We start from the raw sequence: 14,806 nt of genomic DNA, 5'->3' as shown, positions 1-14,806 counted from the left end.
GACATCCATGCAGATCCTTAAGAACTACAAGGCGCGGCTGACCGCAGCGGCGCTTGGCATCCTGTGCGCAGCGGCAGCGCCGCTCGCGGCGCACGCACAGGATTTTCCCACGCACCCCGTGAAGATCGTCGTGCCGTTCCCGGCCGGCGGCACCACCGACATCCTTGCGCGACAGCTGGCCAAGGAGCTGGGGGAGCGCTGGGGCAAGCCCGTCATCGTTGACAACAAGGCGGGTGCCAGCGGCACCATTTTCTCAGAGCAACTGGCGCGCATGCCGCCGGACGGCCACACGCTCATGCTCACCGCCACGCACCACGTGATAAATCCAGGCCTGTACAAGAACCTCAAGTACGACACGCGCACCGACTTCACGCCGCTCGCGCAGGTCGCGGCCGTGCCCAACGTGCTGGTGGTGCACCCGTCTTTCCCACCTAAGACGGTGCAGCAACTGGTGGCTTACGCCAAGGCAAATCCGGGCAAGGTGAACTTCGGCTCTTCCGGGACGGGCGGAGCTAACCATCTCTCCGGCGAGCTGTTCAAGTTGATGGCGGGCGTGGAAATGGTCCACGTGCCTTATAAGGGCGCCGCGACCGCGCTAACCGACCTGCTGGGCGGCCAGATACCGATGATGTTCGACTCGGTGCCGGGCGTGCTGCAGCACATCCAGTCGGGCAAGCTGCTGGCCCTGGGCGTGACGTCGCTCAAGCGCTCACCTGCGCTGCCGAACGTTCCGACCATCGATGAGGCCGGTCTGAAGGGCTTCGAGGCCACCGCCTGGTTCGGCCTCTACGCCCCCGGACGCATGGACCCCAAGCTGCGCGAGAAGCTTGCAGGCGACGTGCGGCAGGTGCTGCAAAGCGCCAACATCCGCTCGCAGTTCGCCGCCCTCGGCGCCGAGCCGGGCTCCATGACGCAAGCCCAGTTCACTTCGTTCGTCGACGCCGAGCTGACCAAGTGGGTCAAGGTGATCAGCGACGCCAACGTCAAGATCGACTAGGAGCGCTACATGCCTGACACGACGATGGAGCGGCCCGGCGGACCGGGCGCCCTTTCGCACCTGCGCGTGCTGGACCTGTCCCGGGTGCTGGCGGGCCCGTGGTGCAGCCAGAACCTCGCCGACATGGGCGCGGACGTGATCAAGGTGGAACGCCCCGGCGCCGGCGACGACACACGCGGCTGGGGCCCGCCTTGGGTCGAGGGCGCGCAGGCGGGGGCCGGCGCGGACTCGACGTACTACGCTGCGGCCAACCGCGGCAAGAAGTCGATCACCATGGACATCTCGCGCCCCGAAGGGCAAGAGATGATCCGCAAGTTGGCCGCGGTCAGCGACGTCGTGATCGAGAACTACAAGGTCGGGGACCTCAAGCGCTACGGTCTTGACTACGCCGCGCTGTCGGCCCTGAACCCGCGTCTGGTCTACTGCTCGATCACCGGCTATGGCCAAGAAGGACCGAGCGCGCACAAGCCCGGGTACGACTTCGTCTTCCAGGCCATGGGCGGGCTCATGAGCATCACCGGCGAGCGCGACGACCTGCCGGGCGGCGGGCCGCAGAAGGCAGGCATCGCGATCGCCGACGTTATGACCGGGATGTACGCGACGATCGCGATCCTCTCGGCGCTGGAGCATCGCTCGGTGTCGGGCCGCGGCCAGTACATCGACATGGCGCTGCTCGACTGCATCGTGGCCCTCGGCGGCAACCAAGTGACGGGTTACTTCGCAAGTGACAAGGTCCCGGGCCGGTTCGGCAACGCACACGCGAGCCTCGTGCCCTACCAGGTGTTCGTAGTGGCCGACGGCGAGATCGTCGTGGCAGTCGGCAACGACGGCCAGTGGCAGCAGTACTGCGCGGCCATCGAGCGGTCGGACCTGGGCGCCGACCCGCGCTGGACCAAGGTCACCGGCCGCATCACCGGTCGGGATGAACTTGTGCCCGAACTAGCCCGCACTATGCTCACTCGCACACGCGCCGAGTGGCTGGAGCGGCTGGAGTCCCGTGGCGTGCCCTGCGGTCCCATCAACAACTACCGGCAGGTCTTCGAGGACGCGCAGGTGCAGCACCGCAAGCTGCGGGTGGACCTGCAGCGCCCGGACGGCAGCATAGTGTCCACGATTGCCAGTCCGCTGCGTCTGCAAGGCACACCGCCGGTGTACGACCGCGCGCCGCCGACGCTGGGCGACGCGACAGAGGACGTCCTAGGCAGCCTGCTCGGGCTGAGCAGTGAAGAAATCGCGCGCCATCGCGCCAACCGCATTATCTGAATCCCATGAGCCTCAACACGATTGCCGCGGGCGCTTCGCCGCTCGCGCTCTTCCGCGACTACCTTCAGCGCGGGGAACTGGCGTACCAGTTCGACGCCGCCTCCGGCCAGCCGGTGTTCTTTCCACGGGTGATCGCTCCCGGCACAGGCAACGCCGTTGAATGGCGCGTGAGCGGGGGCAAGGGCGCCGTTCACGCCGCGACGGTGATCAGCCCGCGCGGCGAGCCGCCGTACAACGTGGTGCTGGTGGACATGGACGAGGGCTTCCGCCTCATGAGCCGCGTCGAGGAGGTGCCCGCCGATGCGGTGCGCATCGGCATGCGCGTGCGCTCGCGCGTCCACACCCCCGGCGACGGCGACGGCGACGGCGCCGCGCCTTACGTCGTCTTCGTGCCGGAGGCCGCATGACACAGCATGGCCTGAAACGCGGCGCCTGCGCTATTGCAGGCGTCGCCGAATCCGACCTGGGGGAAGTGGCTGCCGGCCTGTCGCCCCTGGACCTCATGGGGCAGGCGGCGCAGCGCGCCCTGGCCGATGCGGGCCTGTCGCTGCGCGACGTCGATGGCCTGTTCGCCACCACCTCGCAGAGCCGCATGCCGACCTTGGCGCTGGCCGAGTACCTCGGGATCCGGCCGCGCTACCACGACGGCACCAACATCGGGGGCTGCAGCTTCATGTCGATGGTGGCGCACGCACAGGCGGCCATCCAGGCGGGGCTGTGCGAGGTCGCGCTGATCGCCTATGCCAGTACGCAGCGCAGCCTGGGCCGGGCCAACGTCGCGGCGCCCGATGTCAATCCCTACGAGTCGCCTTACCGGCCCCTGTACACAGCGAGCTCGTACGCGCTCGCGGCGTCGCGCCACATGCACGAGTACGGCACCACGCGCGAGCAGCTCGCGCAGGTGGCGGTGGCCGCGCGCGAATGGGCGCTGCTCAACCCGCAGGCGTGGGAGAAGGAGCCGCTGACCGTGGCGGACGTGCTGGGCTCGCGCATGGTCAGCACGCCGCTGACGGTGCGCGACTGCTGCCTGGTGACGGACGGCGGCGGGGCGATCATCATCACCTCGGCGGAGCGGGCGAAGACGCTCAGGAAGCGTCCGGCCTACGTGCTGGGGGTCGGCGAGGATCTCGGCCACTACAGCATCAGCAACATGCCGGACCTCACCGTGACCGGCGCCGTGCGCTCCGGAGCAGCCGCGTATGCGATGGCAGGATTGAAGCCCGCAGACATCGACGTGGTACAGGTCTACGACGCCTTCACCATCACGACGCTGCTGTTCCTGGAAGATCTGGGCTTCTGCCCCAAGGGCGAGGGCGGCCGCTTCGTCGCGGACGGTGCCATCGCCCCAGGGGGGCAGCTTCCCGTCAACACCAGCGGCGGCGGTCTGTCTTATTGCCATCCAGGCATGTTCGGCATCTTCGTGCTGATCGAGGCCGTGCGCCAACTCCGCGGTGAGGCCGGTCGTCGGCAGGTGGCGGGGTGTAACACCGCCATCGCGCACGGCAATGGCGGCACGCTTTCGGCCCAAAGCACGGTCATCCTCGGCACGCAGGCCACGCTTTAGGCGTTGCGCCCTCTGAGTTGCCCAGGTCAAGCTCCGACGCCATCGACCAAAGCTCGGCGTTCGAGAGGAACCTGGGAAGTGGAATCAGCTCGTGCGATGGCACGACGGCGATCTTCGTTTTCAATCGCGGCACCGAGACCTTGACCGTCCTCACCGGCATCGACGCTGTTGCCAAGGCGCACGGAAACTTTAAGCGTGCCGAGACATGGCCGCACGAGAGCGGCGTCCGGTACGTCCTTCACAGCAGCGGTGACAAGAACCGCGAGTTAGTCCTGACTGCGCTCGTGTTTCACGTCCGATATAGCGGAACGGTGATGCCCGACGCCCGCGTGGATGGCGAATGGCAGGTGACGCCGGAACCTGCCGTTCGATGGTCAAACCTGACGGGCGGCAATCAGCCTCAAACTGCCGCTCGGGTTCTCACATCAGTTGGTCGCTCTTGGCCGGGAGGATGAATTCTTAGCTGCACCAGGAAGCCGACAGTCAGCAGTTCAACCGCCCAGCAGCGGTTGACGCCAAACGTCCGCTTTTAGGAAAACGGACTGTCTTCTTCGATGGACACCGACGGAGAACGCGCTCACGTGCGTGTTCGGCGTTTGACGACCGGCAGTTCAATTAGCGTGCTGTGCAGAGAGCAACGGAGCAAACCACAGCTGAAGGTGCTGAAGGCGTTCCGGTCTAGCCCCTGGGCACGTTCTGTCAGCTTTGTGAGCACCTTCGCTCAATCGTCCCGGGATCCATCGAATTCAAAGGCCGAGAAGTCACTTGCACTGATTGCCTTTTTAAGATGGCCGTCTACGTCAGGCGGTTGTTTGAAGCGCATCGTGCCCATGTCGATCAAGTCTGCGACCGAGCTGTCTTTGACGTTTCTCGGCACCACGATAGATGTCTTGGCTTCGCCGTACAGGTTCGCCGCCGTGACGACGGCGTCAATGCAGAATTCATCCGCGTACTCCTCCCAATCAACGCGGGTGCAGTCGGCCAGCGCGATCTCTACCCGAGGTGCCGGCGACTCTCGGACTAGGACGGTGGACTGGCCTTCAAGCAAGGGCCGCAACGTCCGATTGAAGCGTCGGGCGTGATCCGCAAGCCGCGCGTGGTTCTTCTTGGAGTCCACCTCTTGCATTACCGTCGGTACCACCAGAACTAGGATGGGGCCGGTTGCACTGATCTCTTTCCATGGGAGCCCGCCGAGTGCGGAACACTCAAGGGCGACGTTTGAGTCGATGAACGCGACCACCGGATACTGCTGCCAATTGATGCTCATTGAGAGAGTGTGACGCAATTAAAAGCAGTCGGAGTGTAGGGCTCTGTGAGCTGATGCGAACTCAGGCAGTTGGTGAATGTGTCGATGTCACAGCGGATGCGGCTGACACCGTCGGCAGACAGCGGCTTGAAGGGCACGTCGCGCTGCCAGCTGCACGCGTCCTACGTCCTGATGCACCGAGTAGTCGTTTTCCGTCCCGACCAGCGCCATGCGCGGGTTGATGGCCAAGCCTTCCCACTTTTCGACCAGACACCGCCCAGGCCGGCCAGCGAGGGCGAGGCCAGCGTGGCGGCCCGCAGCCAGGTCTAGGCAGGGCGCGGCCTGCTTGGCCGTTGGATGGCCGGCGCTCGACGATGCCGAGGTGGGCCCAGGGCTTGAAGCGCCTACAGACCGCTCCGCGAGAGCAGGCCCGCGATGCCCACCGACTGCTACGGGTCGGGACGCGGCGAGCAACCTTCTTAGTTCGGCGCCGGAAACCGGCCGCTCAAGTTTCGCATCCCGAAAGCTGCCGGACGCCATCGAGTGCAGCCGACCCAATGCCGCCGTAGATTTTTGAGGAAAGCTGCCGCTCAACGTAGAGCTAACCGGCGCCCTACAGCAAGCGAGGCTTGCTGTAGGGCGCCGGTGTTGAGCGTCATGTTATTGCGCAAGCGTTTTACGCTTAGAATCGCACTTGAATTAAAAATTCAGAGTAGCCAATACCATTAAAAATGAATTTTTTTCTGTTACGAACTTCAGCAAAAATGGATATTCCATGAAAATCGCAGACCCGTTTAGCAAGAAATAAGCCTAAGCCTTCGCCAGGCATTGTCTTGGTTAAAGCTCCACGAAACCCCTTTTCAAAAAGTCTTGGCAACTCGTCATCTTCTACATCTGGACCGTACGATTTGACAGTAACCTGTTGTCTTCCAGAAAAACTCTCGAATATGATTTCGATTGTTTGATTCTGCGGAGAATACTTTACCGCATTCTCTAAAATCACGAAGGGTAGCAATTCAAATACGGGCAAAGCATCAATTTCGGTGCGCGACTCCCCGATTAGGCTTATGGTGACATTGCGGTTTTTGGCCTCTTCCGCAAGAATCCTCTTTGTTTTGTCAAACTTCTTAAAGATACCGGACCGTAAAGGCGTCTGGCTTTCAATCGCCTTGGGGTTGAGCTCGATGTCCGTATACGCAAGCCGAGATGAAATCATGCCTGCTGTATAAAATGCCGAAAGTGCGGCTTGGTTCAGGCCGGGATCGCTCTGTGTATCTCGGCTAATGCGCTCGCAGAACTTCGATAGTTGAGCACTAAACCTTCTTATTTCGTGTAGGGTGTTGTTCAAAATTTCCCGTGTTGAGTCGACCTCATTTTTCAGAACTGCGTTTTGTCTAATTAAATCGGTTACCTGCTGGCTAAGGTTTTCGATTCTCTTGTTTTGTTTGTCGTATCTCATTTATATTCCCAGTGCACTACCAATAAGTGTGGCCAGTGCGGTTGCTGAGAATTTAATGACCAGGTCTTTTGCCTCGGCGCTAATCTCGGCACTTGTGGCTTTGTTATTTAGTATTTCTGGTTTTCCTGCGTGAACGGCTTTAATTAACGCCTGCTCCAGATTGAATACGTGATGTAACTCGACCCCCCTTGATAGCAAGGCAGTGCGCAACCGAATCCATCTGTTCCTTGGATTGGATACTTCATTTAAGCCTGACTCAAGTGTTTTTATCCACACATCAATGCTGTCGTCTTTCGCCAACCTCTTGTCTGCGGCTGCTAGAGCATTGGTTAACGGTAGGCTATAGGTCTCGCCCGTATACGAGACAATATATTTATCAGGATAGTCTTTGCGAATCTCGGAGACGAGGTGAGCGCCTTCTAAAGAACTTCCAAATGCTTTGCCAACACCACGCACATCACAAATAACAATCGGATATGAGGATATCATGTCGGTTGATCTGATATCTGGACCGAGCTCCCTAATTCTGAAACCATGCGAAACTAGCGAATCTTTTGGAGCGAATGGTTTGTCGTCTAGGACGGCAATTTCTATTTTTGATTTTGCTTCCTTCAGGTCAATGGTTTCTTGACCTATCGAGCTTAACCTCTCCGGGGTTCCAAGCTGAATAAACATTGAGATGACTCTTTATATCCTGATGGTTGCGATATTGCAGCTACCCGGTAAGTAGCCCTTCAACGACCTGCTAGAGGGCATGCTGCGTCAAACGGGGTAGGTGCTGAAAGACCTCAACAATCTCGTACCTGACGTTTACGTAGATCCCCGAGTCTGGCTTTTTTTCTTGGACGATGCGAAGAGCGACTTCAAGCGAGTCCCCGGGCGCGATCATGATCTCGTGTGCGAAGAATCTGTCAAAAAACTTTTGATCGAGCACGGGCGCGGCAATTCTTACCCCTCGCCAGAAAAATTCCCAACGTCGCTTGCCACGTTCAAGAATTGCACGGGAGATCTCAACGTGTGTGATCTCCACGATTTCACGGGTGGATTCGTCCACGGGCTGTTCGGTCTGAAACAGCGCGAACTTCTCTCTTGGAACGATTAGTGGAGGACGCTGCGGTCCGGTATCGTCGACTATGGCAATGCCTTCGACATTCGGGTCAGATGCTGCCGCATCGAACACCTTTCCCAATGCATTGTTGAAGCGTTCAGAGCGTTCGACTTGCTTCTTTGCCTCGTAGACGTCCTTTGGAACAATGATCTTCTCGTTTCCAATCTCGATTGTGACGAGGGTGTCCGTCACCGTGATATTTGGAGGAACTTCGGTCTTTATGGCCTTCTCGTAGATGTGGGTCGCGACGATGCCCCAAATCACAGCTTGTACGGCCTGGTGCGAGAAGAGATTCTTGGCTTTGGTGAAGATCGTCCGGACCGTGGCTTTGAAGCTGCCGTCTGACAGCGCCTCCACTACAACTTCAACGACATAGCCAGGATTGACTATCGCGTTCGCTTCCCGGACCGCGTCAGCCAACCCCACAAGGGCTGTCGCAAGGGCATAAGCGCTGATCTCTCTGCGCGGGGTATCGAAGTAGAGGACGAAGCGGTCGACCTCATGGCGGATTTCTAGTGTTGCCAAAGAACCTGCCCTCTAACATGTTCATGAAGTTATAGGCAGCTAGCATACCGCGTCGCCCGGATGACCGCTATCCGAATGGGGTGGCCAGTGACGGCTCCTGGCCGAGTGCAGTCTCCCATCTCATAGGTCAAGACCAACTAACGTAAAAATTATTGCCACCAACCAGAGCGAACATGACTAAATGCCTGTGCCTTTGGGTTGAAGAATCGAGACCACCTTCCCCGTGGCCATGCCCTTGAGCAAGGCCACTTCATGGACAAGCACTTGATTGATCGACGCAAGCTTTGACAAGTCCGCACGCGTCTCAGCGAGTTCCTGCCTTAGAGCGCGGTTTACCTCGCGCTCATGAACCAGTGCGTCATGCTTGGCGTCGCGCTGGGCGCGCGTCGCCTTGCCCACCAGGCCTCGAATTTTCTCGGCGAGGTCAGGGTATGTGTTGTGAATCAGTCCAGGGGTGACTTCAGCCAACTTGGCAACCGCAGAGATGGACAGCTTGCCTTGGTCAGCCTGCAATTGCACAATGGCCCGTTGAATTTCATCAACAGTTTTCTTTCGACTACGAGCCTTGGGATCATTCATTTGAAGCTCCGCTCAAATTTGACGCACACGACGCTTGTGGGAGCACCCCGAGATCCACCATAACCTGGCGCGCCCATTGAACGTCACGCTCAGCCCGTTGCTTGACCGCTGGTCCCGCATCGTCAATGGCCAGCAATTCGTTTTGTTGGTCATAGATACCTCTCCAGACGTCCGCAAACGACTGATCAATCACACCGTTCTTACATCCCACACATCGGGTTGTTTCATACAATCCCGCGCCTCCGCATCCTTTTTCCTGGGCCAAGCACCACCCGTGGCCGGTAGCACGGATGTGAACTTGAGGCGCCGTCTCCGCCAACAATGCCGTGCGACTTTTCAAGGCAATCGCGCGCACCTTTTTGATTTCGTGCCCGGCTCCGCCGCTCAAAGGCTGATCCCCAAGCCAAGACTCAATCAAGTCCACCTTGAAGTTGGTCATCTCCTCCAGAACTTCATCGAACAGCGATGCATCCTGCATTGGGTTGGACGCATACAACTGGGTCATGCTCATGCTGGAATGTTTGAACTGCCATTTGAGGAATACAAGCGAGGAGCGCCCCATGCGCGACTCCACAATGTTGCGCGCGTAAGTTCTACGGCATTGGTGCGGTGCCAACTGCCAGTCCGTTCCGGCAGCCATGGCCAATCGTCGGAATGAGACCTTTGATCCACCATTGGATAGCGCATCAACGTGGTATCCAGCCGATTCACTCTGGCCAGACATGCTGGTGCATAGAAAAAGCTTTCTGACGTCTCGCTTTGCCTTTGCCAATCGCAGCATCCGATTCGTCAAATCCTGAGGTGGTGGATTGCACTCCAGTTCCGCAACTTCAAGAGCCATCTTTTCTTGAAGCGGCTTTGCATAGCGGTTCATCAGATCCAAGACTTTGACTGTGAGTTCGGGGATCAAGAATTCGACCTTGCCTTTTCCTGTCTTATGCTCGGTGGTAGCGACCCAGTGGAATTGAACGCCGTCTCGCACTTCGCTTCGCCATGACCCAGACTCGACCCCAATCGCCTCCTCATTGCGCATGCCACTGGTTATCGACAGGACGTAAAGTGCAGCATCCCGAATGCGGATCAACGCAGGATTTCTAAACCCCAACCTCCCGGCATCGCGCTCGTTCAGAATTTCCGGTGCCGCTGCAAGAACCTCTTCACAATAGTTGAACACCTTGGCCTGAACATCAGCAGGAATGATGGGCGTTTTCCCGGTTTCAGTTCGCCCAAATTGGTTTCCGGGTTGCTTTGCCAATCCGCTGACCCGCCACAGTGAGCTCTCGCCCCATGGACATGCAGCAAGCGGAGATGAAGTCTCGTTGCGAAACACCCATAAGAAGTCCAGGATGCGCAAGCTGTCGTAGACGCTATGCGCATTGCGGGTCAGGCGGGCTTTGGTGTGATGGACGTAGTTCGCGACGTGTATGGGTCTGACCTGGTCGAATCTCTTGATGTTCAACGCAGTCAGCCAACGCATCATCGGAATCGCGGATGCGATGGCAGTCTGGCAGATGCCCATTGCCACCGGAGGCTTGGAGCCTGGCAGGCCTCGCTTGAACCATACATACAGAACAACCTTGCAGTCGTCGACCAACTCTTGCGAGCAGTCCTCAGGCCAGGGAATGTATTTCTGACCATCGGCCACATTGGATTGCTCAAAGTAGGGCCTGAAGTCCCACACCGGATCACCAAATCGGGACAGAACGTGGTTGCTGCCGTCCATGTCAGCCACCGCACTGACCACGATATTGGATTTCTCGGATTCCGACAGCCCTTTGGATGAAGCGGGCTGGGCAGCCAAGAGGTCGTAGGCCTTTGGCGGCTGCAATGCAATCGCGTTACCGGCCATAGCGTGCCTCTCGACTCAGTTGCGACTGGCGCATGCGTATCGCCCAGAAGGGATGGGGATTTTTCTCGGCAAGCGCCTTGGCTTGCGCCACCATTTCCGGGATGAAGTTGTCGTATGCAATTTGGTCGATTCTTGCAATGAGGTCCTGATGGTGAAGGCGCCACTCACTCCACTCGTCCGTGGCGTAGTAGCCTACCTCCGACATCAGGAAGCGCTGAAAACTGAAGAGCCGGTGCAGATCCTTGACCGTCCCCACAATGGCATAGCTCGGACACCCTAGGCAATGCGTGAACTCCGCGCAATGTGTTGAGCCGTCCTTCGGAGCGAGCGCGCCTTGCAAGCTGTCCTTGCAACTACCCGTGGGGGTGGGCACGAGGTCGTGCCCCCTGAGTTTGCCTGGCAACGCCTCGCCAATGAATTTGGCACCCTCGGCCTTGGTGCGCTCATCAAGGTGCAAGTAGTGGTTGTCTGCGACCTGGGGGGAATGGCCCATCACTGCGGACACGGCAAGCAGGTCGCCATCGCTGAGCTTCCATAGACGGTTTTCCATGGTCTTTCGTAGGCGTCCAAGTGTGACTCGCAACACTGAGCCGTCATCGGCGAACAACCCGTGGCGGTGAACTATTGCTTTGGTATTTTCGTGAACGCGGCCCATATTCAGACAAAGTGTTTGCCCCTTGAGGTCACCGCGTTGTGATGAGCGGTAGAGCCAAACACGATCTTTGATGCCGTCTGGTGCCTCGGCGACGAGGTTCTGCGTCATTCCCAGCACCATTTTTAGCACCGCGACGCCATCCATGGGGATCGACGCTGCAAGGTCGTGGATATGAGTTTGCCGCAGTGACGTTAATTGCGCACCTTTTCCTCTGCGCTTGAAAGTTCTGACCAGCATCAAGTTGGGCATAAAGGGGTGTGGACCCAAGCAATCCCGCTTCATTTCAAGGAGCGGAGTGGTGTTGATGCCCGAACGCATGCGAGGGTGTGCAGAATTTTGTGTAAACGGACAATCCAACGCCGACGCAAGTCGGCCTGTCCGTAAGCACCATGAGTACCAAGAAACACGACGTACCCGAAGAACTGCTGTCTGGCCTGCTGGCCAGCTACAAGAAGCCCGAAGACCTGATTGGCGAGAACGGACTGCTCAAGCAGTTGACCAAGCTGCTGGTCGAGCGAGCTTTGGACGCTGAGCTGACTGAGCACCTGGGCCATGAACGCAACGAGGCAGTGGCCAACCCCAGCGGGAACACCCGCAACGGCAAGAGCAAGAAGACCCTCAAGGGCGATTTCGGCGAGTTGCCCATTGAGGTGCCCCGCGACCGCCATGGCAGCTTCGAGCCCCAGCTCATCCCCAAGCACCAGACCCGCTGGGCCGGCTTCGACGACAAAATCATCTCGCTGTACGCCCGTGGCATGACGGTGCGCGAGATACAGGCTCACCTCGAAGAGATGTACGGCACCGAAGTTTCGCCCAGTCTGATTTCCTCGGTGACGGACGCCGTGGCCGACGAGGTCAAGGCCTGGCAGGCCAGACCGCTGGAGCCGATTTACCCCATCGTCTACCTGGACTGCATCCATGTGAAGGTGCGCGAGGGCGCGGTGCGGGTCAAGGCGGTGTACCTGGCCATCGGCATCACCATGACGGGCGACAAGGAGGTGCTGGGCCTGTGGCTGGCCCAGACCGAGGGTGCCAAGTTCTGGCTACAGGTGGTCAAGCCTCGCGCCAAGGCATTGCCTAACCTGCTCTTTGGTCAGGAATTTGATCGTTGCCTTGCGCTCGCGCGCCATCACCGTCGGTTTTGAAACGACGCCGCCCGCGCGATCCACATGGGCAAGAAAGCCCTGATGCGATGGCGTGCGAACATCGCGCACGCCAAACGGTAGGTAAGTGATGTGCCCCTGGCGTTTGCACCAATCGTAAAACCGGACCACCAGATTCAACCGCTTGTTCACAGTGTTGGGATTCAAGCCCAGCTCTCCGAGCGACCAGTCGCGATACCTTGCCACAACGCTGAGTCCGTGCGGCTTTGGGTCTTCATCCCAGGCCAGGCCGTTGGCAGACAAGAACGCAAAGTAGTCATAAAGCCTGCGGCCATATGCTTCCCATGTGAGCTTGCTTTCAATGCTTCCTTGGGTGACCAAGGCGTGCCACAGGAACGATTGTGCTGGTTCCAAAGGCCAGCCGTCATCGGCCAGCAGCAATGGGAAGCCCTCAAACGATCGGCCTTCAACCATGAGATCAGCCGTGGCCAAGACAAGCCTCATAGACCCATGTCTTTCAGAAGCTTTGCCCGTGTCGTCCGAGTTTGCGCAGGCCACGCTAGGCGACCGGCGTCTCAAGTGCAGCCATTGCGGCAGCGCCTTGTGGACGCTGACCATCACCATGCTCGACAGGTTTGTGCCTGTGATCAACGCGATCGACTTCACGCCGGGCGACCGGCTCGGGCAGATCGTGAAGATCAGTTGACTTCGCCTGCAATCCAAGGAGAGTCACCATGCAAGTTCAACCGGTTCAACAAGTTCAAACGTCCTACTACCGCACCGCCTATGGCTGGACGGGCCTGTCCCTGATCGAGATGGGCAACAACCAGGTGCTGCGCATCATCACCGAGAAGCGCCAGAACGAGCACGGCCTGGCGAGTTGCGCGACCTGTCACACGCGCGAGAACGGCATCCTGGCCTTCCGCTTTGGAACCCGCGGCAATGGGGACTACAGCGAAACCCTCGCCGTGTCCCAACCACCGCGCATCACGGAGGCCCGGGTCTCCGTCACGTTGCCGTTGTCATCGACCTGGGTGGCCACCGTGCGCTCCTTCTTTTTGAAGGTGTCGCCCTTGATCAGAAACACACGGCCGTCCTTGCTCTCGATGCGGCCAGTGACCTGTCCGGCGGCAAGCGCCAGGGCCAGGTGCCACTTGGTCATATCGCGCAGGGGCCTGCGGTGCTCCGATTTGGCCTGGCTGAACGTGGTGTCGAACCCCGTCCACAAGAGGCTGTTTTGCCACCGGTCGAGCTCTTGCGCGAGCTGCGGCCCATCGAGACGGATGGCACGGAAGTCGAACTCCGAGCCATAGGCCACCGATGGAACCACATAGCGCTCCTGCGTCCACTGCCTGGGCAGCTCCTGGTCGTTCAGCTCGCCGGCCTGGGCGCGTGTCAGCATGTCCAGCACGTCCTTTCGGGGGTGCCCAGGCTTGCACTTGGTTCCCACGATGACGCATTGCTTGAATTGCTGCTCGGGCGCCATGAAAAACCGCAGGTCGGTGAAATTGCGCGCCAGGTAGGTGCGGATTTCATCGTCCAGGGCATAGTGCGGAATGATGTACACCAACACCCCGCCGATCATCAACAGCGGTGCGGTTTTCTTCAGGAAAGTGCGCTCCAGCCGTTCGGCCCGCTCGTTGGTGTCCGAAGCCACGGCTCCAGTGGCGTTGTCCTTCAATCCAAACCCATAGGGCGGATTCAGGAACAGCAGGCCCACCGTTCTCGGCTTGATCACCACGTCATGGATGTCCGAATGGATCACGCTCTGCACGATGGTTTTCGCGTGCCAGGCACGTTCCTGGTCAAACTCGACACCGTAGGTTTCGATGAATGGCCCGTTGGGCCAGCTGTTGCACAGGCCCTGACACAGGTCAGCCAGGGCAGCGCCCTCGCCGCAACAGGGATCGAGCATGCGGATCGTCCGCCCCTCACATGGCACACCACCCGACAGATCGGGAATGAGCATGGGGAGGATGCGGCTCAAGGTCTCCCCGTCGGTCGGGAAGTAACCGCATCATCCATCGCTACGCCATTGGCTTCGAGCAGCTCAGGCACCAGGTGCTGGAGCTTCTCTGCCAGGGCTTCGAGTGAGGCGCTTTCGGTGGCAAGACCCGGAACATCGTCCGAGGTTGCCACCCAAACGCCCGCCTCGTCGTCCCATTCGGCGTGAATGAGATAGGGCTTTTGCATGGGGCCAGTATAGGCCGGCATGCACAGTGCAAGTGCCATAAAACACCTCCTTGAACAGGTGGTGGACAGGAGACCCGCAGGGGCCAGCCCGTCCGGGTTGATGAAATGACGAATGCCTCGATCGCCATGGCGACCGGCTGTGTTTACAAGGCTGAACACAGCGCAAAACCATCTTTCGGTTGGAGGGATGGTTTCCCACAGCGCCCTGCTCTGCCTATGTGCAGGCCTGACGCTGTGGGAACCCATCCGTGGGTGGGTTCCGGGT

Annotated in this window: 15 protein-coding genes and 1 pseudogene; 6 read left to right on the top strand and 10 right to left on the bottom strand. The window is 59.3% G+C overall.

What is annotated here, in order from left to right:
• Positions 1-7: 7 nt before the first annotated feature.
• From KIT53_RS02010 to KIT53_RS01995, 4 genes are read left to right on the top strand one after another with little or no spacing between them, the layout of a single operon-like run.
• A complete protein-coding gene (locus KIT53_RS02010; RefSeq protein WP_297746777.1) occupies positions 8-997 on the top strand; it encodes a tripartite tricarboxylate transporter substrate binding protein in 990 nt (329 codons plus the stop codon).
• 9 nt (positions 998-1,006) lie between these two features.
• Entirely contained in the window at positions 1,007-2,260 is a 1,254-nt protein-coding gene (locus KIT53_RS02005) for a CaiB/BaiF CoA-transferase family protein (protein WP_297746774.1), read from the top strand.
• Positions 2,261-2,265: 5 nt separating this feature from the next.
• Positions 2,266-2,667 (top strand): OB-fold domain-containing protein, encoded by a 402-nt coding sequence (locus KIT53_RS02000; protein ID WP_297746771.1) that lies wholly within the window; start codon positions 2,266-2,268, stop codon positions 2,665-2,667.
• A complete protein-coding gene (locus tag KIT53_RS01995; RefSeq protein ID WP_297746768.1) occupies positions 2,664-3,824 on the top strand; it encodes an acetyl-CoA acetyltransferase in 1,161 nt (386 codons plus the stop codon). Before KIT53_RS02000 ends, KIT53_RS01995 begins: the two co-directional genes overlap by 4 nt.
• Before the next feature lie 721 nt (positions 3,825-4,545).
• On the opposite strand, the gene KIT53_RS01990 is transcribed toward KIT53_RS01995, so the two are convergent.
• The 7 genes from KIT53_RS01990 to KIT53_RS01960 all read right to left on the bottom strand — a co-directional run bounded on the left by KIT53_RS01990 (position 4,546) and on the right by KIT53_RS01960 (position 11,563).
• Complete coding sequence (locus KIT53_RS01990) at positions 4,546-5,091, bottom strand: hypothetical protein (protein WP_297746765.1); 546 nt, start codon at positions 5,089-5,091, stop codon at positions 4,546-4,548.
• A gap of 661 nt (positions 5,092-5,752) precedes the next feature.
• Positions 5,753-6,529 carry an ATP-binding protein gene (locus tag KIT53_RS01985; protein ID WP_297746762.1) on the bottom strand — a complete coding sequence of 259 codons (777 nt, stop codon included), beginning with the start codon at positions 6,527-6,529 and terminating at the stop codon, positions 5,753-5,755.
• The gene (locus KIT53_RS01980) at positions 6,530-7,204 is read right to left on the bottom strand and encodes a hypothetical protein (protein ID WP_297746759.1); all 675 of its coding nucleotides are present in this window, start codon (positions 7,202-7,204) and stop codon (positions 6,530-6,532) included.
• Between the two features lie 70 nt (positions 7,205-7,274).
• Positions 7,275-8,162, bottom strand: coding sequence for a hypothetical protein (locus KIT53_RS01975; protein WP_297746756.1), 888 nt, complete (start codon positions 8,160-8,162; stop codon positions 7,275-7,277).
• A 177-nt stretch (positions 8,163-8,339) separates the two neighbouring features.
• Complete coding sequence (locus KIT53_RS01970; RefSeq protein ID WP_066784037.1) at positions 8,340-8,741, bottom strand: TetR family transcriptional regulator; 402 nt, start codon at positions 8,739-8,741, stop codon at positions 8,340-8,342.
• Positions 8,734-10,590, bottom strand: coding sequence for an integrase (locus KIT53_RS01965; protein WP_297746753.1), 1,857 nt, complete (start codon positions 10,588-10,590; stop codon positions 8,734-8,736). Before KIT53_RS01965 ends, KIT53_RS01970 begins: the two co-directional genes overlap by 8 nt.
• Positions 10,580-11,563: a hypothetical protein gene (locus KIT53_RS01960; RefSeq protein WP_297746751.1), complete on the bottom strand. Its 984-nt coding sequence runs from the start codon at positions 11,561-11,563 to the stop codon at positions 10,580-10,582. Before KIT53_RS01960 ends, KIT53_RS01965 begins: the two co-directional genes overlap by 11 nt.
• 71 nt (positions 11,564-11,634) lie before the next feature.
• On the opposite strand from KIT53_RS01960, the pseudogene KIT53_RS01955 reads away from it, so the two are divergent.
• Positions 11,635-12,300: pseudogene (locus KIT53_RS01955) on the top strand (IS256 family transposase); the annotation flags it as partial.
• Here the strand turns inward: KIT53_RS01955 and KIT53_RS01950 are convergent.
• Entirely contained in the window at positions 12,289-12,840 is a 552-nt protein-coding gene (locus tag KIT53_RS01950; protein WP_297746749.1) for a hypothetical protein, read from the bottom strand. The pseudogene KIT53_RS01955 and the gene KIT53_RS01950 sit on opposite strands and share 12 nt — an antisense overlap.
• Positions 12,841-12,880: 40 nt before the next feature.
• Here KIT53_RS01950 and KIT53_RS01945 point away from each other — a divergent pair, with 40 nt between their 5' ends.
• Positions 12,881-13,054, top strand: a complete 174-nt coding sequence (locus tag KIT53_RS01945) for a hypothetical protein (RefSeq protein WP_297746745.1) — start codon at positions 12,881-12,883, stop codon at positions 13,052-13,054.
• A gap of 243 nt (positions 13,055-13,297) precedes the next feature.
• On the opposite strand, the gene KIT53_RS01940 is transcribed toward KIT53_RS01945, so the two are convergent.
• Both KIT53_RS01940 and KIT53_RS01935 read right to left on the bottom strand, forming a co-directional pair.
• Positions 13,298-14,317, bottom strand: coding sequence for a DUF6094 domain-containing protein (locus KIT53_RS01940; RefSeq protein ID WP_297746940.1), 1,020 nt, complete (start codon positions 14,315-14,317; stop codon positions 13,298-13,300).
• 14 nt (positions 14,318-14,331) lie between these two features.
• On the bottom strand, positions 14,332-14,541 hold the full coding sequence (locus KIT53_RS01935) for a DUF1902 domain-containing protein (RefSeq protein ID WP_297746742.1): 210 nt from the start codon (positions 14,539-14,541) through the stop codon (positions 14,332-14,334).
• Positions 14,542-14,806 lie beyond the last annotated feature (265 nt).

This window comes from Hydrogenophaga sp. (genome assembly GCF_026125785.1).
Classification (GTDB): domain Bacteria; phylum Pseudomonadota; class Gammaproteobacteria; order Burkholderiales; family Burkholderiaceae_C; genus Hydrogenophaga.
This window is presented reverse-complemented; position numbering and strand designations above follow the sequence as displayed.

What these genes read in the sequence shown, in the direction of transcription:
- KIT53_RS02010 (WP_297746777.1), top strand. Translation starts at nt 8, where the DNA reads ATGCAGATCCTTAAGAACTACAAGGCGCGGCTGACCGCAGCGGCGCTT.
- KIT53_RS02005 (WP_297746774.1), top strand. Translation starts at nt 1,007, where the DNA reads ATGCCTGACACGACGATGGAGCGGCCCGGCGGACCGGGCGCCCTTTCG.
- KIT53_RS02000 (WP_297746771.1), top strand. Translation starts at nt 2,266, where the DNA reads ATGAGCCTCAACACGATTGCCGCGGGCGCTTCGCCGCTCGCGCTCTTC.
- KIT53_RS01995 (WP_297746768.1), top strand. Translation starts at nt 2,664, where the DNA reads ATGACACAGCATGGCCTGAAACGCGGCGCCTGCGCTATTGCAGGCGTC.
- KIT53_RS01990 (WP_297746765.1), bottom strand. Translation starts at nt 5,091, where the DNA reads ATGAGCATCAATTGGCAGCAGTATCCGGTGGTCGCGTTCATCGACTCA.
- KIT53_RS01985 (WP_297746762.1), bottom strand. Translation starts at nt 6,529, where the DNA reads ATGAGATACGACAAACAAAACAAGAGAATCGAAAACCTTAGCCAGCAG.
- KIT53_RS01980 (WP_297746759.1), bottom strand. Translation starts at nt 7,204, where the DNA reads ATGTTTATTCAGCTTGGAACCCCGGAGAGGTTAAGCTCGATAGGTCAA.
- KIT53_RS01970 (WP_066784037.1), bottom strand. Translation starts at nt 8,741, where the DNA reads ATGAATGATCCCAAGGCTCGTAGTCGAAAGAAAACTGTTGATGAAATT.
- KIT53_RS01965 (WP_297746753.1), bottom strand. Translation starts at nt 10,590, where the DNA reads ATGGCCGGTAACGCGATTGCATTGCAGCCGCCAAAGGCCTACGACCTC.
- KIT53_RS01960 (WP_297746751.1), bottom strand. Translation starts at nt 11,563, where the DNA reads ATGCGTTCGGGCATCAACACCACTCCGCTCCTTGAAATGAAGCGGGAT.
- KIT53_RS01940 (WP_297746940.1), bottom strand. Translation starts at nt 14,317, where the DNA reads ATGCTCATTCCCGATCTGTCGGGTGGTGTGCCATGTGAGGGGCGGACG.
- KIT53_RS01935 (WP_297746742.1), bottom strand. Translation starts at nt 14,541, where the DNA reads ATGCAAAAGCCCTATCTCATTCACGCCGAATGGGACGACGAGGCGGGC.